At 63.1% G+C, this 19,720-nt stretch carries 17 protein-coding genes and 1 other RNA gene; 3 read left to right on the top strand and 15 right to left on the bottom strand.

The genetic code is table 11. The features are described 5' to 3' along the window. Position 1: 1 nt before the first annotated feature. The 9 genes from ftsW to mraZ are packed head-to-tail and all read right to left on the bottom strand — an operon-like array spanning position 2 to position 10,214. Positions 2 to 1,153 (bottom strand): putative lipid II flippase FtsW, encoded by a 1,152-nt coding sequence (gene ftsW / locus H0241_RS01995; protein WP_181055754.1) that lies wholly within the window; start codon positions 1,151 to 1,153, stop codon positions 2 to 4. Beyond that, positions 1,153 to 2,553 (bottom strand): UDP-N-acetylmuramoyl-L-alanine--D-glutamate ligase, encoded by a 1,401-nt coding sequence (gene murD, locus H0241_RS01990; protein ID WP_181055753.1) that lies wholly within the window; start codon positions 2,551 to 2,553, stop codon positions 1,153 to 1,155. The genes ftsW and murD overlap by 1 nt, the downstream gene beginning before the upstream one ends. Positions 2,554 to 2,561: 8 nt before the next feature. Next, positions 2,562 to 3,644, bottom strand: a complete 1,083-nt coding sequence (gene mraY, locus H0241_RS01985) for a phospho-N-acetylmuramoyl-pentapeptide-transferase (RefSeq protein ID WP_181055752.1) — start codon at positions 3,642 to 3,644, stop codon at positions 2,562 to 2,564. A 19-nt stretch (positions 3,645 to 3,663) separates the two neighbouring features. Then, complete coding sequence (locus H0241_RS01980; RefSeq protein ID WP_181055751.1) at positions 3,664 to 5,097, bottom strand: UDP-N-acetylmuramoylalanyl-D-glutamyl-2,6-diaminopimelate--D-alanyl-D-alanine ligase; 1,434 nt, start codon at positions 5,095 to 5,097, stop codon at positions 3,664 to 3,666. After that, a complete protein-coding gene (locus tag H0241_RS01975) occupies positions 5,094 to 6,548 on the bottom strand; it encodes a UDP-N-acetylmuramoyl-L-alanyl-D-glutamate--2,6-diaminopimelate ligase (protein WP_181055750.1) in 1,455 nt (484 codons plus the stop codon). The genes H0241_RS01980 and H0241_RS01975 overlap by 4 nt, the downstream gene beginning before the upstream one ends. 55 nt (positions 6,549 to 6,603) lie before the next feature. Next, entirely contained in the window at positions 6,604 to 8,346 is a 1,743-nt protein-coding gene (locus tag H0241_RS01970; protein WP_181055749.1) for a peptidoglycan D,D-transpeptidase FtsI family protein, read from the bottom strand. Further along, entirely contained in the window at positions 8,343 to 8,738 is a 396-nt protein-coding gene (gene ftsL, locus H0241_RS01965; RefSeq protein ID WP_181055748.1) for a cell division protein FtsL, read from the bottom strand. The genes H0241_RS01970 and ftsL overlap by 4 nt, the downstream gene beginning before the upstream one ends. A gap of 4 nt (positions 8,739 to 8,742) precedes the next feature. Further along, on the bottom strand, positions 8,743 to 9,759 hold the full coding sequence (gene rsmH, locus H0241_RS01960) for a 16S rRNA (cytosine(1402)-N(4))-methyltransferase RsmH (RefSeq protein ID WP_181055747.1): 1,017 nt from the start codon (positions 9,757 to 9,759) through the stop codon (positions 8,743 to 8,745). After that, a complete protein-coding gene (gene mraZ, locus H0241_RS01955) occupies positions 9,756 to 10,214 on the bottom strand; it encodes a division/cell wall cluster transcriptional repressor MraZ (protein ID WP_181055746.1) in 459 nt (152 codons plus the stop codon). The genes rsmH and mraZ overlap by 4 nt, the downstream gene beginning before the upstream one ends. Between mraZ and H0241_RS01950 the strand changes: the two genes are divergently transcribed. Both H0241_RS01950 and H0241_RS01945 read left to right on the top strand, forming a co-directional pair. Continuing rightward, the gene (locus tag H0241_RS01950; protein ID WP_181055745.1) at positions 10,213 to 10,506 is read left to right on the top strand and encodes a hypothetical protein; all 294 of its coding nucleotides are present in this window, start codon (positions 10,213 to 10,215) and stop codon (positions 10,504 to 10,506) included. The genes mraZ and H0241_RS01950 overlap by 2 nt on opposite strands. Positions 10,507 to 10,619: 113 nt before the next feature. Continuing rightward, positions 10,620 to 11,735: a cystathionine gamma-lyase gene (locus tag H0241_RS01945; protein WP_181055744.1), complete on the top strand. Its 1,116-nt coding sequence runs from the start codon at positions 10,620 to 10,622 to the stop codon at positions 11,733 to 11,735. Between the two features lie 242 nt (positions 11,736 to 11,977). Here the strand turns inward: H0241_RS01945 and H0241_RS01940 are convergent, their stop codons facing one another. From H0241_RS01940 to H0241_RS01915, 6 genes are all read right to left on the bottom strand, one after another. Continuing rightward, entirely contained in the window at positions 11,978 to 12,289 is a 312-nt protein-coding gene (locus tag H0241_RS01940; RefSeq protein WP_181055743.1) for a type II toxin-antitoxin system ParD family antitoxin, read from the bottom strand. Between the two features lie 182 nt (positions 12,290 to 12,471). Continuing rightward, positions 12,472 to 12,869, bottom strand: an RNA gene (rnpB, locus tag H0241_RS01935) — RNase P RNA component class A. A gap of 50 nt (positions 12,870 to 12,919) precedes the next feature. Next, positions 12,920 to 13,639: a lytic transglycosylase domain-containing protein gene (locus H0241_RS01930; protein WP_181055742.1), complete on the bottom strand. Its 720-nt coding sequence runs from the start codon at positions 13,637 to 13,639 to the stop codon at positions 12,920 to 12,922. Positions 13,640 to 13,825: 186 nt separating this feature from the next. Then, complete coding sequence (locus H0241_RS01925) at positions 13,826 to 14,593, bottom strand: N-acetylmuramoyl-L-alanine amidase (RefSeq protein WP_181055741.1); 768 nt, start codon at positions 14,591 to 14,593, stop codon at positions 13,826 to 13,828. Next, the gene (locus H0241_RS01920; protein ID WP_181055740.1) at positions 14,590 to 15,309 is read right to left on the bottom strand and encodes a J domain-containing protein; all 720 of its coding nucleotides are present in this window, start codon (positions 15,307 to 15,309) and stop codon (positions 14,590 to 14,592) included. The genes H0241_RS01925 and H0241_RS01920 overlap by 4 nt, the downstream gene beginning before the upstream one ends. 210 nt (positions 15,310 to 15,519) lie before the next feature. Continuing rightward, complete coding sequence (locus H0241_RS01915; RefSeq protein WP_181055739.1) at positions 15,520 to 15,723, bottom strand: hypothetical protein; 204 nt, start codon at positions 15,721 to 15,723, stop codon at positions 15,520 to 15,522. Between the two features lie 175 nt (positions 15,724 to 15,898). On the opposite strand from H0241_RS01915, the gene H0241_RS01910 reads away from it, so the two are divergent. Next, positions 15,899 to 19,591: a hydantoinase B/oxoprolinase family protein gene (locus H0241_RS01910; RefSeq protein WP_181055738.1), complete on the top strand. Its 3,693-nt coding sequence runs from the start codon at positions 15,899 to 15,901 to the stop codon at positions 19,589 to 19,591. Positions 19,592 to 19,720 lie beyond the last annotated feature (129 nt).

Raw genomic sequence — 19,720 nt, 5'->3', positions numbered from 1 at the left:
GTCACTCCGCCGGCAAGGCGCGCTGCGACAAGGCAAAGCCCATCTGCTTGCGCTTTTCCGGTCGCTTGCGCGTCAGCGCCAGCACCATGCCCATCGAGATGGCAATGGCGATCTGCGAGGAGCCGCCATACGAGATGAATGGCAGCGTCATGCCCTTGGCCGGCATCAGCTGCAGGTTGACGCACATATTGATGACCGACTGCAGGCCGAACACTGTGACGAGGCCGCCGACGGCATAGCGGGTGAAATCGTCATGCTCCTTGAGAGCGGTGTTGAGGCCGCGCAGCACGATGAAGGCGAAGATAGACATGATGAAGAAGCACATGATCAACCCGAACTCTTCGCCGGCGACCGAGAACACGAAGTCGGCATGCGCGTCGGGGATGACGCGCTTGACAGTGCCCTCGCCCGGCCCGACACCGAACCAGTGGCCGTTGATCAGCGCCTCGCGACCCATATCGACCTGGAACGTGTCGCCTTCGCCAGTCAGGAATTTGTCGATGCGGGCGGCGACGTGCGGAAATACAGTATAGGCGGCAAACAGGCCGCTGGCGCCAGTGGCGCCAAGCGCGATGATCCACAGCCATGGCAGGCCGGCCATGAAGAACATGACGCCCCAGGTGCCGGTCACCAGCATGGTCTGGCCGAGATCAGGCTGCGCCACCAAAAGCGAGATGACCAGGATCAGCAGCAGCAGCGCAAACAGATTGCCGGGAATGTCCGGCTGGCGCTTGTGTTCGGCAAACAGCCAGGCGCAGACGATGACGAAGGCGGGCTTCAGGAATTCCGATGGCTGGATCGACATGCCGACAAACGACACCCAGCGCCGCGCGCCTTTCACCTCGACGCCGATGTAGAGCACGGCCACCATCAGCACCAGCATGATGCCCAGGATGATCAGCGCCATGCGCCGGATCTGCCGCGATTCAAGGAAGGACACGGCCAGCATCACGCCGAGCGCCGGCACGGTGAAGATGATCTGCCGGGTGGCAAAGTGGAAACTGTCGAGGCCGATGCGTTCGGCCACCGCCGGGCTTGCCGCGAAGGACAAGACGATGCCTAGCCCCATCAGCGACAGGAATGCCGCCAGAAACCAGCGATCGATCGTCCACCACCAGGTTGCAACCGGGCTTTTGTCGAGACGGCTTTGCATTATCGTGCCCCTCCGATGGGTTTGACGCCATCTATAGCATTCGCAGCTTGCCTGAAGGCTTCGCCGCGAACTTCGAAATTCTTGAACTGGTCGAAACTGGCGCAGGCCGGCGACAACAGCACCACCGCCTCGCCGCTATCGTCCTTGGCCGCATCCTGAGCGGCATGGTCGACCGCAGCGGCCAGCGTGCCCGAGATTTCATAGGGCACGGCCTCGCCGAGCGTCGCCGAAAAAGCAGGCGCCGCCTCGCCGATCAGATAGGCCTTGGCGATGCGCGGAAAGAACCCGCGCAGCGGCTCTATGCCGCCTTCCTTGGGCAGCCCGCCGGCGATCCAGTAGATGCGCGAAAAGCTCGAAAGCGCCGGTGCTGCCGCGTCTGCATTGGTCGCCTTGGAATCGTTGACGAACAGCACATGATCCTTGCGGCCGACCTGCTCCATGCGATGCGCCAGCCCGGGAAAGCTCTCGAGCCCCGCCTGTATCTCGCCGAGGCTTAAGCCCACCTTGAGGCAGGCGGCGACAGCGGCCAATGCGTTCTGCGCATTGTGCTGGCCGCGCAGCGACCCTATGCCTTCGAGGAACGCGACGCGGCTGTAGCGGCCATGCACGGCTTCCATCAGATCGGTGCCATCGGCGAAATAACCATCGGTCAGCGGCAGCCGCTTGGAGATGCGGATCACCTGCCTGCCCGCCCGCTCCAGCCGGTCGGCGATCTGCGCGCACCAGCTGTCGTCGACGCCGACGATCGCCGTCTCGCTGCCGGCGACCAGCCGCTCCTTGATCGAGGCGTAATGCTGCATGGTGCCGTGGCGGTCGAGATGGTCGGGCGTCAGGTTGAGCAGGATGCCGGCCGTCGGGTTGATCGAGGGCGCGAGATCGATCTGATAGGAGGAGCATTCGACGACGTAATGCCGGTCCGGCTGCGGCGGGTCGAGCGTCATGATGGCGCGGCCGATATTGCCGCCCATCTGCGTGTCGCGCCCGGCCGATTTCAGGATATGCGCGGTCAGCGCTGTCGTCGTCGACTTGCCGTTGGTTCCGGTGATGGCAATGAACGGTGCCGTCGGCGCGCGCGCGATCCGCTCGCGGCAGAACAATTCGATATCACCGATCACCTCGACGCCGGCGCCACGCGCCAACTCCACCGTCCAGTGTGGTTTCGGATGCGTCAGCGGCACGCCCGGCGACAGCACAAAGGCCGAAAATTTCGCCCAGTCGGCGCCGCGCAGATCGGCGGTCGCAATGCCTTGGCCCGCGGCCTTGGCGACGCTGTCGGGATTGTCGTCCCAGGCAAGCACGTCGGCCCCGCCTTCGATCAGCGCGCGCGCCGTGGCGATCCCCGAGCCACCGAGCCCGAAGAGCGAAACGCGTTTGCCCGAAAAGGATTCGGCGGGGATCAAGCGGGCTCCTATCTCAGCTTGAGGGTCGACAGGCCGACCAGCGCCAGGATGACGGCGATGATCCAGAAGCGGATCACCACCTGGCTTTCAGTCCAGCCGAGTTTTTCGAAATGGTGGTGGATCGGCGCCATCAGGAAGACGCGCTTGCCGGTCATCTTGAAGTAGCCGACCTGGATGATGACCGACAGGATTTCGACGACAAACAAGCCGCCGACAATGACCAGCACGATCTCGTGCTTGGTGGCGACCGCGACGGTGCCGATCAGGCCGCCCATGGCCAGCGAACCAGTGTCGCCCATGAAGATTGCCGCCGGCGGCGCGTTGAACCAGAGGAAGCCAAGGCCGGCGCCGATGACAGCGCCGAGCACGACGGCCAGTTCGCCGGTGCCGGGCACGAAATGGATCTGCAGATATTCGGCGAAGACAGCATTGCCAGAGAGATAGGCGATGACGCCGAAGGAGGCCGCGGCGATCATGATCGGCACGATTGCCAGCCCGTCGAGGCCATCGGTCAAATTCACCGCATTGCCGGCGCCGACGATGACGAAGCAAGAGAACGGCACGAAGAACCAGCCGAGATTGATGATGAATTCCTTGGCGAAGGGGAAAGTCAGCGACGAGGAGAACGGCGCCTGGCCATTGTGCATGATCGCCCAGGCCGCAATGCCGGCGATGACGAATTCCAGCGCCAACCGCGCCTTGCCGGAAAAGCCGAGATGCGACTGCTTCGTCACCTTGAGATAGTCGTCGTAAAAGCCGATCGAGCCGAAGCCCAGCGTCACCAGAAGCACCACCCAGACATAGATGCTGGAGAGGTTCGCCCATAAAAGCGACGAGCCGACGATGCCGCACAGGATCATCAGCCCGCCCATGGTCGGCGTGCCGGCCTTCTTGAAATGCGTCTGCGGCCCGTCGGCGCGGATCGGCTGGCCCTTGCCTTGCCTGAGCCGAAGCGAATTGATGATGGTCGGCCCGAAGATGAAGACGATCAGCGCCGAGGTGATCAGCGCGCCGCCGGTGCGGAAGGTTATGTAGCGGAAGACATTGAAGACAGAGATCTTGTCCGCAAAATCGACGAGCAATGTAAACATGCGATTCCGTCTCCCGGAACTAGTTCTGTTTCGTGCCTGCGGCTTCCGCCGGATATTTGCCGAGCAAGGCCTCGACCAGTTTTGAAAAGCCGATGCCTTTCGACGATTTGATCATCACCACGTCACCGGCCTTCAGCGCCGACAACAGCAGTGGCTTCAGCTCTTCGGCGCCTGGGCGGTATTCCGTCGCAATCTCGGCGGGCAGCACATCGGCCAGCGCCTGCATTTCCGGACCGCCGAGAAAGACCGTCTGCGTCCCGGTGCCGACGATCAATTCGGCTAGGGCGGCATGGAGCTTGGCCGAATGGTCGCCGAGCTCGAGCATGTCACCGAGCACGGCGATGCGCCGGCCCTCGCCCGTGACAGGCGTCGCGTTGAGCAGCGCCATGGCAGCAGCCATCGATGCCGGATTGGCGTTGTAGCTTTCGTCGATCAGCGTGATCGGTCCCTTGGGATGACGCAGCACATGGCGCTTGCCGCGGCCGCGCTCGGCAGAGAGATCGGCCAGCGCCTCCGCCACCTTGCCGATGTCGGCTTCAGCGAGATGCGCCGCGCCTAGTACGGCTAGCACATTCTGCACCATGTGGCGGCCGGGCGCGCCGATGCGAGCGGTCACATCCTGCCCGCCGATCCTGGCGGTGATGTCGGAATGATCGGCATGCAGCTCACATTTGGTGAGCTTGTAGGTCGAGCGCGCATTTTCGCCGAAGCCGAAGACATGTTCGACGCCGGCCGCGCGTGCCATTTTGTCGAGCAGCTTCCAGCGCCCATCATCGCGGTTGAGCAATGCAGCACCGCCGGGCTCGATCCCTTCAAAAATCTCGGCCTTGGCCTTGGCGATCTCGTCGAGATTTTTGAAGAAGCCGAGATGAGCGGCGGCGATCAGCGTGACGATGGCGACATGCGGCCGGACCATCTTGACCAGCGGCCGAATCTCGCCGGGATGGTTCATGCCGATCTCGAACACCGCGTAGTCGCAATCGTCGGGCATGCGCGCCAAGGTCAGCGGCACGCCCCAGTGGTTGTTGAACGACTGCGCCGAGGCATGCACCTTGCCGACGGCCGACAGCACATGGCGCAGCGCTTCCTTTGTGGTGGTCTTGCCGGCCGAGCCGGTCACCGCGATAATTTTCGCCTTGGAGCGCGCGCGGGCGGCAACACCGAGTTTCTCTAGAGCCGCCAGCACATCCTGCACGACGATCATCGGCGCCGTCAGCCGCCCGAGCGACGGCAATTTTCCTTCGGCGACAACCAGCACGCCGGCGCCGGCCTTGATCGCCGCGGTCGCAAAATCATGGCCATCCATCGCCTCGCCCTTGATGGCGAAGAAAGCATCGCCCGGCTGCAGGCTGCGGCTGTCGATCGAGATCCCCGATATGCCCTCCGGCATCGGCCCGAGCGGCCGTCCGCCCATGGCGTCGACCAGCGCATCGGCGGTCCACAGCACGCTCATGCGGCCCGCTCCCGCAACGCAGAGCGGACTTCCTCATGATCAGAGAAAGGAAATGTCTCGGCGCCGATGGTCTGGCCTTCTTCATGGCCCTTGCCGGCAACGATCAGCGTGTCGCCGGCCTTCAGCATGGCGACCGCTTCGTGGATCGCCTTGCGGCGGTCGCCGATCTCGATGGCGCCGGGCGCGGCCGCCAAAATCGCGGCGCGGATGGTTTCCGGAACCTCTGAGCGCGGATTGTCGTCGGTGACGATGACGACATCGGCGAGCCGCGTGGCGATCTCGCCCATGATCGGCCGCTTGCCCCGGTCGCGGTCGCCGCCGCAGCCGAACACGACGATGACGCGGCCAGTGGTGAACGGGCGCACCGCGGCAAGCACATTTTCCAGCGCATCCGGCTTGTGGGCATAATCGACATAGACCGGCGCGCCGTTCGCGGTCGCGCCGACAAGATCGAGCCGGCCCGGCGCGCCCTGGAGTTTCTCCAATGCCATCAAGGCCTTGGCGACTGGTGTTCCAGTGGAAATCGCTAGGCCTGCCGAAACCAGGGCATTGGCGATCTGGAAGTCGCCAGCCAGCGGCAGGTCGATCTCGTAGAGCACGCCGTCGGCTTCCACCTCGGCGCGCTGGCGATGGCGCTCGTGCTCGACCCGCTTCAGGCGCAGGAAATCGCCATGGCGGCCGACCGTCAGCACATTGAGCCCCGCTGTCTGCGCTGCCTTGATCGTCGGCGCAGACCACGGATCGTCGGCAAAAATGACGGCCGGCGCGCCTTTCGGCAGCAGCGTATCGAGCAGGCGCAATTTGGCGCGATGGTAGTCCTCGACCGTCGGATGGTAATCCATGTGGTCGCGGCCGAGATTGGTGAAGCCGCCGGCAGCGAGCTTGACGCCGTCGAGGCGGCGCTGGTCGAGACCGTGGCTGGAGGCTTCCATCGAGGCATGGGTAACACCGGCCTCAGCCAATTCCTTGAGCAGCTGGTGTAAGGCCACAGGATCGGGCGTGGTCAGCGACCCGTAGTCGTTGCGGCCCGGCGCCACCACGCCGGTGGTGCCGATCGACGCCGCGGCAAAGCCGGCCTGCCCCCAGATCTGCCTGACGAAGGCTGCGACCGAAGTCTTGCCCGCGGTGCCGGTCACCGCGACCATGGTCTCCGGCTGCTTGCCGAAGAAGCGCGCGGCACTCAGCGCCAGCGCCAAGCGAGGGTCATCGACAGCGAGAACCGGGACAGACAGGCCGGTAACGGAACTGGCTTTGCCCACAACGATCGCCGCCGCGCCGCGCCTAGCCGCATCGGCGGCATAGGCAGCACCATCCGCCTTGCTGCCGGCGAGCGCGAAAAAGACGACGCCCGGCCTTACCTGACGGGAATCCGACGAAATCCCGGTTACCTCCAGATCGCGGGAAGCTGTTCCCTCGACAGGCAGGATACCGGCTAAATCTCTCAGGTGCATCGAACCCCGTTTATCTCAACAAAATAGCGCGCAGTTGCCGGCGCGCCCCTAAGAATCACTGATAGGAAACCAGCGTTGCAGCATTTTCATGGCTGAAATCTGGCTTCACGCCAAGCATGGCGGCTGCCCGCCTGATGATGTTTCCGGCCATAACACCCGCATTGTTGGCGGCGACGTCGGTCATACCAGGCTTTTCCGGGTGCGGGGCGTCGGCGATCGTAAACACCAGATACTGCGGATCGTCCATCGGGAAGGCAGCGACGAAGGTGTTGAAATTCAGTTCCTTCGAGTAGCGGCCATTGATGACCTTCTCGGCCGTTCCAGTCTTGCCGCCAACGCGGTAGCCGGGGGCCCTGGCGTTTCTGGCCGAGCCTTTCTCGGCATTGAGCGTGTAGAGGTAGCGCATGCCCTCCACAGTCTTTTCGCTGACCACTCTCTTGGCCACCGCCATGGCATCCTGCTCGCTGCGGACCAGGAAAGTCGGCGGGATCAGGTAGCCCTGCATCAGAGCCGCGCAGCCGACAGCGGCCTGCAGCGGTGTCGTCGACACGCCATGGCCGAACGCGATGGTGAAGGAGTTGACCTGCTTCCAGACCTTCGGCTCGGTCGGGCGGGCGACTTCAGGCAGTTCGGTCTGCATCCTGTCCAAAAGGCCAAGGCGATGCAGGAATTCGCGGTGCCCCTCGATGCCGACCATTTCGGCCTCACGGGCCGATCCGATGTTGGAGGAGTAAAGGAACACCTCCGGCAATGACAGCACGCGGTTCTTGCCATGGAAATCGTGGATGGCCTGATGGCCGACACGGATCGGGTGTGACGCGTCGAAACGGCTGTTCATGTTAGCCTTGCCGGAATCGAGCGCCATAGCCGAGGTAAAGCTCTTGAACGTAGAGCCCATCTCGTAGAGGCCGGCCGACATACGGTTCAGCCGATCCTTGTCCTGTGCATTGAAGGGGTTGTTCGGATCGAAATCCGGCACCGAGGCCATCGCCACCACTTCGCCGGTCTTGATGTTGAGCACGACGGCGCCGGCGCCCATGGCGCGGTAGCGCTCCAGGCCGGCGGCGATCTCGTCGCGCACCACATGCTGGACGCGCAGATCGATCGACAGCTGCACCGGCTTCAGATCCTTGGCGATCGCAAGCCCCGACGCCTGCAGGTCGCTCAGCCCCTGCTCGTCGATGTATTTCTCCATGCCGGAGATGCCCTGATTGTCGATGTTGGTGAGGCCGACAATGTAGGACGAGGTCACGCCGGCCGGATAGAAGCGGCGCTTTTCGGTGCGAAAGCCGATACCGGGAATGCCGAGCTGCATGATGTCGGCCTGCTGCTTGGGCGTCAGCTGCCGCTGCAGCCAGACGAAGCCGGCGCCGCTCTTCAGCTTGTGGTAGGTCTGCTCGGGGTCGATATCAGGCAAAATGGTCGACAGCTTCTCGATCGCCTCGTCGGCATCGACGATGCGGCGCGGCTCGGCAAACAGCGACGCCGTCTTGATGTCGGTCGCCAGCACCTCGCCGTTGCGGTCGACGATGTCGGGACGCGACGCCGTCACCCGGCTTTGCGGCCCGCCCGACATGTCGGGGGACTGGAAACCGAGATAGACCAGCCGCCCGGCGATGGTCGAATAGATGCCGAAAAACACCGCCATCGTCATGATGATGCGGGTCTTGGCCTTGCCGCCGGTCGCCTTGCGCGCGCCCTCGACGACGATCGAGCCGTCCTCACCGGTCCTTGCGCGGCGCTTCAGCAATTTGCCGATCGACGGAAGTCTGGCGCTCGTTGGAAACCCGATGGTCATTGGACGATGGCTCCGGTCACCACGGGATCCTTGCCGTCGGCTGGTCCTTTGCCGGAATTGTCCGCCATGCCGCCAAGCCGTTGCGACGACAGGTCCTCGATGTTGAGCGGTTTTGCCGGAAGATCGTCGATCCCGACGATCTGCCGCGCATTGACCGGCTCGAGTGCGAGCTGCGATTTGTAGGTTTCAGCCAGCTTTTGCAGGCGCGACGGCTGGGTCAGCAGGCTCCAGTCGGCCTTGAGCAGGTCGATCGTGTCCTCCTCGTAGCGGATTTGCGCTTCGATCTTCTGCACCGAAGCCAGTTGTTCCTCGGCCTCGCGCTTGGCCTTATAGGTCAGGGCCGCGGCCGAGACCATGACGGCGATCAGGACTATGTCGCTGGTTCGAAACACTTATTCACCTCTCTCGCGGCGCCTGGATGCCGGGAAGCTTTGGAAGGCCGAAAATCGAAAGATCGCCGGCGCGCGCCGGCGCCTCGGTGCGGATGGCAGCGCGCAGTCTGGCCGAGCGCGCCCGCGGATTGGCGGATATTTCGGCATCACCGGGCGTGACGCCGCCACCGGCCTTGCGGAAGGTCGCGCTGCGTGCATGCGCCTCGGGCATATGACGCGAGCCGGTCACCGCGTCGGCACGGTCGGCGATGAAGCGCTTGACGATACGGTCTTCCAGCGAATGGAATGTCACCACGGCAAGCCGCCCGCCGGGCTTCAGCACGCGCTCGGAGGCGACCAGGGCCTTGGCCAGTTCGCCCAGTTCATCGTTGACGAAAATGCGCAGCGCCTGGAAGACGCGGGTGGCCGGATGGATCTTGTCTTTCGGCGCGCGGCCGATATGCGTCTCGATGGCGTCGGCAAGGTCGAGCGTGCGCTCGAACGGACGTTTTTCGCGGCGGCTCTCGATCATGCGGGCGATGCGGCCGGCGTTGCGCTCCTCGCCAAGGAAACCGAAGATGCGGGCGAGATCGCCCGTCTTGAACGAATTGACGACATCGGCGGCGCTCAAACCGGCCTGCGCCATGCGCATGTCGAGCGGCCCGTCGGCGCGGAACGAAAAGCCGCGCTCGGCCTGGTCGACTTGCATGGAGGAAATGCCGATGTCGAGCACCACGCCGTCGGCGCTTTCGACCTGCTCGTCCAGCGTCGAGAACGGCGCTTGCACCAGCCTCAGCCTGCCGCCCGATTGCTGTTCCAGGCTGCGTCCAGCAGCAATGGCGTCCGGATCGCGATCGATCGCCACCACCGAGGCGCCGCTTGCCAGGATCGCCTTGGTGTAGCCACCCGCGCCGAACGTGCCGTCGACGATCACATCGCCGACTTTGGGCGAGAGCGCTTCCAGCACTTCGGCAAGGAGGACCGGAATGTGGCGGACCGATCCGCCAACGGCGCTGATATCATCGCCGTGATCCGCCATCATTCCGGTCGCTCCCCAGGCTTCGTCCCCTGCCGAAGCTGCAAAAGCCGGGCGCGCGCCTGCGCTCCATAGGCGGCAAGCCGCCCCGGTTCCCAAACTTGAAAGAAATTGCCGCGGCCGACAAAGGCCACTTCGCTCGTGATGCCCGTATGTTCGCGGATGAAATCGCTCATCGTGATGCGGCCGTCCTGGTCGAGTTTCAGGAACGTCCCGTCGCCATGGCAGAAGAACGACATGTCGTCCGCCGTCTGCAAAAAGGGGTCTTCCAGCGCGATGCGCTGCTCGTAGCGGTCGAGCAAATCGAGACCGCCGACATCCATCACCGGAACGTCCAGGCCACGCAGCGCATAGAGCTCCGAATAGCCACGCTTCTGCACGACCGCGCGGAAATGCGCCGGAACGGAGACCCGCCCCTTCGCATCGATCCTGTTCACCGCGCTTGACAGAAACCGGTCCATGACACGCTACAGCCGCTTCCGCCGCCGCACCCCTCTCCATGTTTTCGTCCGCGCCGAAGCGCGTCCCCTGCCGAAAATCTGCTTCGGTCCCAACAGCAAAACCCTGCAAACGCACAGCCGCTGCGGCTGCCCGATTGGCGTACGCTTTACCCTGACGCGGAACGAAGGCTTTGGTATCGAAATGGGATATCATGGGGCACTATGGGCGTCAACGGGATCAGGCTTCACAAACGCGCGCGCCACAACCGGTGAGAGCAGCTTTGACGACGCTCCCGTCTTTATCTCCCATTAAGCCTAACGAAGGGTTTAGAGCGGGCTTGGCCCAACCGGAGGCGGCTTGCGATGCACCGCTGCCGCGCATAGCGTCAGCCCGTCTTTCCGCTCAGCAACGAGGTTTGAAAATCCATGCCCGAAACAGCCAGGTCACGCGCGGCGTCCCTTGCCCATCTGCGTCGCGACGGGCTTGCCAAAGGCGATCCCATCCCGTTGCCCCTGACCATGGCCGCCATTTTCCACAACCCGGGCGATGGCGCCGGCTACAGCCAGTATGGCCGTTACAGCAACGCCACCTGGGACGCGGTCGAGCACATGCTGGCGCATCTGGAAGACGCGCCTTGCGTCGGCTTTCCCTCGGGAATGGCGGCGATCTCGGCGGTGTTCTTTGGCCTGCTGAAAACAGGCGACCGCGTCCTTTTGCCTTCGGACGGCTATCACGCCACGCGGGCGCTGGCCGAACGTTTCCTCAAGCCGTTCGGCATCGCCTATGATCTTAGACCGACATCGACCTTCCTCGACGGCGGCTTCGACGGCTATCGCCTTGTCTATGTGGAGACCCCGTCAAATCCGCGACTGGACATCTGCGACATCACAGCCGTCGCCGAAGCCGCCCACCGGGCGGGCGCGATGGTCGTCGTCGACAATACGACGATGACGCCATTCGGCCAGCGTCCGCTCGATCTCGGCGCCGACATCGTCGTTGCAGCCGACACCAAGGCGGCCAATGGTCATTCCGACGTGCTGTTCGGCCATGTCGCGAGCCGCAACCCCGACATCATCGCCGCCGTCACCGGCTGGCGCGAGACCGCCGGCGGCATTCCCGGGCCGTTCGAGGCATGGCTGGTGCATCGCGGCCTGGAGACGCTGGACGTACGCTTCGACCGCATGTGCACTTCCGCCGAGGTTATCGCGAAGCGTCTGAAAAACCATCACGCGGTGAGCGGCCTGCGCTATCCCGGGCTGGAAGGCGACCCGTCGCACAACCTCGCCCGCGCCCAGATGGAGCGCTTCGGTTTTCTCGTCTCCTTCGAACTCGCCTCCGAGGACAAGGCCGAGGATTTCATCAACAACTGCACGCTGATGCAGGCGGCAACCTCCTTCGGCGGCGTCCACACTTCCGCCGAACGGCGCGCCAAGCGCGGCGATGCCGTTCCGCCCGGCTTCGTGCGCCTGTCGGTGGGCTGCGAACCGGCGGAAGAACTCTGGCAGGCGATCGAGGCATCGCTGGACAAGATCGGGGCTTGAAGCGCTAGACGTGATGTCCTTGAGATTGACCGGCATCAGCGCCGCCCCTCATTGTCCTGCCGGACATTTCTCCCCGTGGAGAACGGGGAGAAAGGCGCTCTCTTTGACGGTTTCGCCAATTTCCCAGACTGTAGAAAAGGGCCGACGTTGCGGCCAACCCCTTCTCCCCGTCGCTATACGGGGAGAAGGTCCCGGCAGGGGGATGAGGGGCAGCGCCAACCTCTGAAGCGATAGCTAGTGTCTCACTTCTGAGAGTCGCCTACCGCAGTCATCGCAGCATATTTGGCCCGCAAGCGCTCCATGAACAGATGCCCTTCCGCCTTGATCTCATCCATCGAGGCAAACCGTCCAGGCCCGCTGTCGATCCCCTCCTGAACCAGCTTGCGCAGTTCCTCGACCGTATAGCCGAGCAGGTCGCGGCGGTCTTTCCATTGCCGGAGCGCGTCACGAATCACTTCACTGGCCGAGGCATATTCGCCGGCGGCCACGACATCGTCGACGGCCGCCGCCAGTTCCGGCGAAAGCGTGATACTGCGTTTGTCGACATGACCCATGACGTGCTCCTGATCCATCCACCACGATGGTCATGGTACGATTTAATCGCACCAGCTTCAAGAACGCCATGGCTCTCAGCCCACCCGCGCGGTTGGTTCAATTGCTGAAGCACATGAATCGACAGCTGCGCCCAAAGGCGCAGCCTGCTGATCTCAAAGGATTAATCGCGATATTGTGCAGAATTGCCAGCTGGCCTGTAAGCCGGGTTTTGTATGGCCCTCGCCCCTTGCGGAGCGAGAACGTGGCGGCCATTCATCTTGGGCGCATGTTGCCATGCGCCTCACGCAACCTACCCGGACGGTGGGCCGGAAACAGCCCTCGAAGGTTTCCCCTCGCACCGTCCCTATTCGGTCTTGCTCCCGGTGGGGTTTACCGTGCCGCTCCTGTTGCCAGTCGCGCGGTGGGCTCTTACCCCACCCTTTCACCCTTACCCCGATAAATCGTGGCGGTTTGCTTTCTGTGGCACTTTCCCTGGGGTCGCCCCCGCCGGCCATTAACCGGCACCGTGTTCCCATGGAGCCCGGACTTTCCTCACCCGCAGCCTTTCGGCTTTGCGGGTGCGGCCGCCCGGCCAGCTGGCAGAGCGTATAAAGGGGTTCACGTTCCAAAACGCAAATGAAAAAGCAGACTTATGCGGGAGATCCAAGGGCTGCCATCTGCACCTTGACCTTGCCGCAATAGGCGGCCGACACCGGGTTCATCCGCGTCGCGGCATGGCCGGCATTGTATTTCAGGATCGTGCCGCAGGTCGTGCCGCCGCCGAGGTTGCGCGCCATGGCGAGATACTTCATGCCGTATTTGATGTTGGTGTCGGGATTGAACAGACCCTTGGTCGAGCCGCTATAGCCCATCATCCGCGCCGTGGCCGGCTTGATCTGCATCAGGCCGATTTCGCCCGCGCTGCCGACGATATTCGGCCGGTAGTTGCTCTCGATCTTGATGACTGCCTTGGCCAGCGACACCGGCACGCCTTCGGCCGCCGCATAGCGGGCAATGATCGCCGAATATTGGCCGCCAAGGGCGGCCGCCGCCGTCGATTCCGCCGCGGTGCTTGGACCGATCGACGCGGTCGTCGTCCGGTCGACGCTTTTCCTGCCGCGCTTCAGATGCCTTTTGGCCGTCGCTTTTCTGGCCTTCACCACCGCTGCTTTCTGCACTTTTGCGGTGGTTGCCCTTTTTGCTGTTGGGTTCGCTTTCGTCATGGCGGTTTTGGCGGGGGCGGTTTTGGCGGGTGCGGTGAAGAAGCCCTGGTCTGCCCTCTGGCTTAGTGGTGCGGCATCGGCCGCGCTGAAGGCAAAAGTCATCACGCCGGCAGCAATAGCTGCCGTTACAACGGTCAATTTCTGCATGTGGTCCTGTTCTGTCTGGGCCGCGCGAAGATCTTCACGCAGCAACGCCTAATCAATATCGGGACTTCCGGGGGGATGAAGGCCTGATAACTTGCACGAACTGCCTTTGAGGGCCGAATTGGTGTCGAACAAGGCGAGGCAATTCACTTTCAGTGACAGGCTGGTAACTTGAATATCAGGAAAAGATTATTTAGACGCAGCTGACCTAAGGGAAGTCAGCAGGCTTTGCAGCGTGCGGATCGTCGAGCCGTCGGCGATGCCATTGACCAGCCGCGGCCGGAAATGCCGCTGAAACGCTTCGACGACGATTTCGGTCTGGCGGTCGAAGGCGCCGGATATCTCGACGCCATAGCCATAGAGCGCCAGCATCGACTGCAACGCCTCGACCTCGGCGCCGGTATCGCCGGCTTTCAGCACCGGGCCGCGCCGGATCGGCGACGCAGGCACGAGATGGCCGACCCCGGCCGCAAACAGTGCCCTCCAGGGGAATTTCTCGCCCGGATCGATCTTGCGCCCCGGCGCGATGTCGGAATGGGCGAGCACCCTTTGTGCCGCGACGGAATGCCGCCCGATGATCCCCTTGCAGAGCCCGATCACCGCCTCGATCTGCCGCTTGGGAAAAGCCGAATAACCAAGCGAATGGCCGGGATTGACGATTTCGATGCCGACCGAGCAGGAGTTGATGTCGGTGCGCCCGAACCAGGAGCTTGCGCCGGCATGCCAGGCGCGGTCGCTCTCGCGTACCATCTGGATGATGCGGCCATCTTCGTGGACGAGGTAGTGCGACGAGACTTCGCTGGCGGAGTCGCACAGCCAGGCTTCGGCGGCAGCACCCGTCGCCATTCCGGTATAGTGCAGCACGATCATGTCAGGCCTGAGCGTCACGCGCCGCTGGCCGAAATTCGGCGATACCCTGACCTCGGCGCCTGGCTCGTCGGGCAGGAAACCGCTCATGCGTGCCTGAGGCCCCGCTCGATCATCTCGTAGGCCGCGTTGATCGCCGCGACCCTGGTCGTCGCGATCTTGATGAACTCCTGCGGCAGGCCACGCGCGATCAGCCGGTCGGGATGATTGTCGGAGACCAGCTTGCGATATCGCTTCTTGACCTCGTCGAACGGCTTGCCGCGCTCGATGCCGAGCACGACATAGGGATCGCCGGCGCCGAGATTGACGTGCCTGGCCATGATCGATTCGTAATGCGCCTCGTCGATGCGGAAAATCTCGGCAATACGGTGCAGGAAGATGCCTTCGCGTTCATGCACCAGCCCATCGGCCTTGGCGATGTGGAACAGCCCGTCGAGTATGTCTTCCAGCATGACGCAGTTCGAATGGCCAGAACCGCACATCCGCGCCATCTGCTCGGCATAGGTCTCGAACCCGGCCACGTCGCGCTTGGCCAGATCGTAGAGCCGCGCCACGTTGCGGGTCTGCTCTCTCGGCACCTCGAATATTTCCTGGAAGGCGCGCACCTCGTCCTGGGTGACGATACCATCGGCCTTGGCCATCTTGGCCGACAGCGCAATCATCGCCACCGAGAAGGCAACGCGCCGGCGTAGATCCGGGTCGCCGGAGAAAACCGTGCGCACGGCTTCGACCACTTCGGCAACGCCGGAAGTGGCTGAAGAAGAAACGCGGGTGATGAACTCGCCGAGGCGATCCCAAATCGACATCAGCGCTTATTAGGGCGGCCGGCCACCGCTATCAAGCCGAGACAGTGCCGCAGGGTGGATCGATTTACGCAAACAACCGACGTGCCATATCGCAAATCACAGGAATTAGCCGATTATAGCCCACGAAACCGCCCGGCTGGCCCTAAACGCCGGAAGGCCGGCGCGAAGCCGGCCTCCTCTCCCGTCACATCAAAGTGACCGAGACTGCTGCTACTGCGCGGGGGCGGCAGGAGCAGGTGTTGCCGGAGCCGGTTCAGCAGGCTTCGGAGTATCGGGATTTGCCGGTTGCATCGGCTGTTCGGCGGCCGGCGGATTGGTGCTCTGGGTGGTGGTGTTATCCGTGCCGCTGTCGCTGCAGGCGGCAACGCCGAGCAGGGCCAAGGCGGAAACGGAAGCAAGAATGAGCTTTTTCATGACATCTCTCCTTCAACACACGCTCACATTGCGGTGAACGGTCGAAGAGGAAATGCATCAGACGGCCATGAGTTTCGTAACGTTGCGTTTCCTGATGTAACATCCAGAGCGGTGATTGCAGGCAAAGCGATGGCACACTAACAGTCTGAAACCAAATGCAATGCCGGAGCTCTGCGTGGACAAGAAATGGGACTTCTGGATCGATCGCGGCGGCACTTTTACCGACGTGATCGGGCGCGACCCGCAAGGCGGGTTGCATCCCAGGAAACTCCTGTCGGAAAACCCCGAGGCCTACCCCGACGCGGCCATAGCCGGAATCCGCGAGTTGCTCGGCCTGAAATCCGGCGCCGCCATTCCGTCTGGCCTGATAGGCGACATCAAAATGGGCACCACCGTCGCCACCAACGCGCTTTTGGAGCGCAAGGGCGACCGTGTGCTTTTGCTCGTCACCAAAGGCTTTCGCGATGCACTGAAGATCGCCTACCAGGCGCGGCCGGATATCTTCGCCAAGGAGATCATCCTTCCCGAGCAGCTCTATGAGCGGGTCATCGAGATCAACGAGCGCGTGCGCGCCAATGGTGATGTCGAGCGCTTGCTCGACATAGCCGCCTGCCGTCCCGCCATCGAACAGGCCCGCGCCGACGGCATCGATGCGGTGGCGATCGTCTTCATGCATGCCTGGAAATACCCCGACCACGAAAAGGCTGTGGCGAAAGTCTGCCGCAAGATCGGCTTTTCGCAGATTTCGGTCAGCCACGAAGTCTCGCCGCTGATCAAACTGGTCGGCCGCGGCGACACCACCGTGGTCGATGCCTATCTCTCGCCGATCCTGTCGCGCTATGTGCAAAGCGTGGCGGGAGAACTAGGCACCGCCCCACCAGCGCCTCACTCTGTCACGCTCCCCTCTGCCCTGCCGGGCATCTCCCCCACGAGGGGGGAGATTGGCCAATCCCCTCGGCTGATGTTCATGATGTCGTCGGGCGGGCTCACCGCTGCCGACATGTTCCAGGGTAAGGATGCGCTGTTGTCCGGTCCGGCCGGCGGCGTCGTCGGCATGGTCGAGACGGCGAAGCTTGCCGGCTTCGAGAAAGTCATCGGCTTCGACATGGGCGGCACCTCGACCGATGTCGCCCACTATGACGGCGACTATGAACGCGCCTTCGATACCGAGGTTGCCGGCGTGCGCATCCGCGCTCCGATGATGCGCATCCATACCGTCGCCGCCGGCGGCGGCTCGATCCTGCATTACGAAGCCGGCCGCTTCCGCGCCGGGCCGGATTCCGCCGGCGCCAATCCCGGACCTGCCGCCTATAGACGCGGTGGCCCGCTCGCCGTCACCGACGCCAATGTGATGCTGGGCAAATTGCAGCCCGATTTCTTCCCAGCGATTTTCGGCCTCGGCCAGGACCAGCCGCTGGATGTGACAGCGGTGCGCAAGAAATTCACCACGCTTGCCGCCGAAATCGGCGATGGCCGCACGCCCGAAGCCGTCGCCGAAGGCTTTGTCACCATCGCCGTCGAGAACATGGCCAACGCCATCAAGAAGATCTCCGTCCAGCGCGGCTATGACGTCACCGAATATCTTCTGAACTGTTTTGGCGGCGCCGGTGGCCAGCATGCCTGCCTGGTTGCCGATGCGCTTGGCATGGAGGCGGTGCTGATCCACCCCTTCTCCGGCCTGCTGTCGGCCTATGGCATCGGCCTGTCGTCCGTTTTCGCGTCGCGCCAGCAGGCGCTGCTCAAGCCGCTTGCCGAAGAGTCCAGGACCGAGATCGGCAGCCTCATTGCCTCGTTGAAAAGGGCCGTCATCGCCGAACTCGCGGCGCAAGGCATCGGCGAGGACAAGGTTGCCGCAAAGCCGGTGCTGCACATCCGCTATGACGGCACCGACACCACGCTGCCGGTGAATTTCGACGGTGACTCGATCTTCCAGGCCAGGCGCGATTTCGAAATCGCCCACAAGGCGCAGTTCGGTTTCGTTTATGAAGACAAGCCGATGATCGTCGAGACCGTTGGCGTCGAAGGCAGCGAAGTCACCGAGACCAGGGCCGAGGCCGTTGCTCCGGCCGGACCGGCAAGGGTTGAAGCCGGCGCTTCGGGCACGCGGCGCATCTACACCGAGGGCCGCTGGCATGAAGCCGGCATCCATCGTCGCGAAAACCTGCGCCCCTCCAACCTGGTCCCAGGCCCCGCTTTGATCATCGAGCCGAACCAGACCATCGTCGTCGAGCCGGGCTGGCAGGCCGAAATTACCAATCTCAACCACGTCGTCATCCGCCGCACGGAACGGAAAGTGCGCACGGCTGCCCTCGGCACTGAAGCAGATCCGGTGATGCTGGAGGTCTTCAACAACCTCTTCATGTCGATCGCCGAACAGATGGGCGTCACGCTGCAGAACACCGCCTATTCCGTCAACATCAAGGAAAGGCTGGATTTTTCCTGCGCCGTTTTCGACCGCCACGGCGCGCTGGTCGCCAACGCACCGCATATGCCGGTGCATCTCGGCTCCATGGACCGCTCGGTCGAAACCATCATCCGGTTGAACTCCGGTGACATCCACCCCGGCGACGTCTTTGCGCTGAACGCACCCTACAATGGCGGCACACACCTGCCTGACATCACCGTGGTGACGCCGGTGTTCGATGACGCCAAGAAGGAAATCCTGTTCTGGGCCGCCTCGCGCGGCCACCATGCCGATATCGGCGGCACTGCCCCTGGCTCTATGACGCCGCTCGCCACCACGGTCGACGAGGAAGGCGTGCTGTTCGACAATTTCCGCGTCGTCGATCGTGGAAAATTCCGCGAGGCGGAACTGCAGACGCTGCTCACCAACCATCCCTACCCCGCCCGCAACCCACACCAGAACGTAGCCGACCTCAAGGCGCAGATCGCCGCCAATGAAAAGGGCGTGGCGGAACTGCGCAAGATGGTCGCCCATTTCGGCCTCGATGTCGTCGAAGCCTATATGGGCCATGTCCAGGACAATGCCGCCGAAAGCGTGCGCCGCGTGCTGCAGCGGCTGCCCGACAGTTCTGAGTATGAATACCCGACCGACACTGGCCAGGTCATCAAGGTGAAGATCACCGTCGACCGGCAAAAGCGCGAGGCGACAGTCGACTTCACTGGCACGTCGCCCGCGATGAAGAACAACTTCAACGCGCCAGAGCCCGTCGCCCGCGCCGCCGTGCTCTATGCCTTCCGTGTCATGGTCGAGGACATGATCCCGATGAATGCCGGCTGTCTGCGGCCAATCAACATCATCATCCCCGACGGCTCGATGCTGAAGCCCGCCTACCCCGCCGCCGTCGTCGCCGGCAATGTCGAAACCTCGCAGCATGTCACCAACGCGCTGTTCGGCGCCATGGGCGCGATGGCCAATGCGCAAGGCACGATGAACAACCTGACCTTCGGCAACAAGCAGTACCAGTATTACGAGACAATCTGCTCCGGCTCGCCGGCCGGGCAGATGAACTCCGGTCGCGGCTTTGCCGGCACCTCCGGCGTCCACACCCACATGACCAATTCGCGCCTCACTGATCCGGAAGTGCTGGAACTGCGCTTTCCCGTGCTGCTCGAGGATTTCAACATCCGTGAAGGCTCCGGCGGCAAAGGCAAATGGAGCGCCGGCGACGGCACCAAGCGGACGATCCGCTTCCTCGAAAAGATGGAATGCGCCATCCTGTCCTCACATCGCAACCGGCCGCCGCAAGGCCTGGACGGCGGCGGCGATGGCGAAGTGGGCTCAACCAAAGTCCGCCGCAACGACGGCACAATCGATGTGCTGAAGGCTTGCGACCAGACCGTGCTCGACGCCGGTGACGCCGTCATCCTGACGACGCCGACGCCGGGAGGGTTTGGCCAAGATTAATGCACATCGCCCAAAAATTGTTCATCCGTTTTGGGAAAACCACTTGCATCAAAACAACAAGCTGAAGCGTCAACAGCCTGTCACTGGCCTGTCATGACGCTGCGCTACCCGCTTGCGCCAAAGCAAACG

This window comes from Mesorhizobium neociceri, from assembly GCF_013520985.1.
Classification (GTDB): Bacteria; Pseudomonadota; Alphaproteobacteria; order Rhizobiales; family Rhizobiaceae; genus Mesorhizobium; species Mesorhizobium neociceri.
The sequence above is the reverse complement of the archived record's forward strand: the minus strand, read 5'-3'. Positions and strand labels throughout refer to the sequence as shown.

Bases quoted from the DNA above. Each gene is read 5' to 3' on its own strand.
- H0241_RS01975 (WP_181055750.1), bottom strand. From the start codon at position 6,548: ATGCACCTGAGAGATTTAGCCGGTATCCTGCCTGTCGAGGGAACAGCT.
- H0241_RS01970 (WP_181055749.1), bottom strand. From the start codon at position 8,346: ATGACCATCGGGTTTCCAACGAGCGCCAGACTTCCGTCGATCGGCAAA.
- rsmH (WP_181055747.1), bottom strand. From the start codon at position 9,759: ATGATGGCGGATCACGGCGATGATATCAGCGCCGTTGGCGGATCGGTC.
- mraY (WP_181055752.1), bottom strand. From the start codon at position 3,644: ATGTTTACATTGCTCGTCGATTTTGCGGACAAGATCTCTGTCTTCAAT.
- H0241_RS01920 (WP_181055740.1), bottom strand. From the start codon at position 15,309: ATGTCGATTTGGGATCGCCTCGGCGAGTTCATCACCCGCGTTTCTTCT.
- H0241_RS01930 (WP_181055742.1), bottom strand. From the start codon at position 13,639: ATGCAGAAATTGACCGTTGTAACGGCAGCTATTGCTGCCGGCGTGATG.
- H0241_RS01940 (WP_181055743.1), bottom strand. From the start codon at position 12,289: ATGGGTCATGTCGACAAACGCAGTATCACGCTTTCGCCGGAACTGGCG.
- mraZ (WP_181055746.1), bottom strand. From the start codon at position 10,214: ATGGACCGGTTTCTGTCAAGCGCGGTGAACAGGATCGATGCGAAGGGG.
- H0241_RS01915 (WP_181055739.1), bottom strand. From the start codon at position 15,723: ATGAAAAAGCTCATTCTTGCTTCCGTTTCCGCCTTGGCCCTGCTCGGC.
- H0241_RS01950 (WP_181055745.1), top strand. From the start codon at position 10,213: ATGACACGCTACAGCCGCTTCCGCCGCCGCACCCCTCTCCATGTTTTC.
- H0241_RS01925 (WP_181055741.1), bottom strand. From the start codon at position 14,593: ATGAGCGGTTTCCTGCCCGACGAGCCAGGCGCCGAGGTCAGGGTATCG.
- H0241_RS01980 (WP_181055751.1), bottom strand. From the start codon at position 5,097: ATGAGCGTGCTGTGGACCGCCGATGCGCTGGTCGACGCCATGGGCGGA.
- H0241_RS01945 (WP_181055744.1), top strand. From the start codon at position 10,620: ATGCCCGAAACAGCCAGGTCACGCGCGGCGTCCCTTGCCCATCTGCGT.
- ftsW (WP_181055754.1), bottom strand. From the start codon at position 1,153: ATGCAAAGCCGTCTCGACAAAAGCCCGGTTGCAACCTGGTGGTGGACG.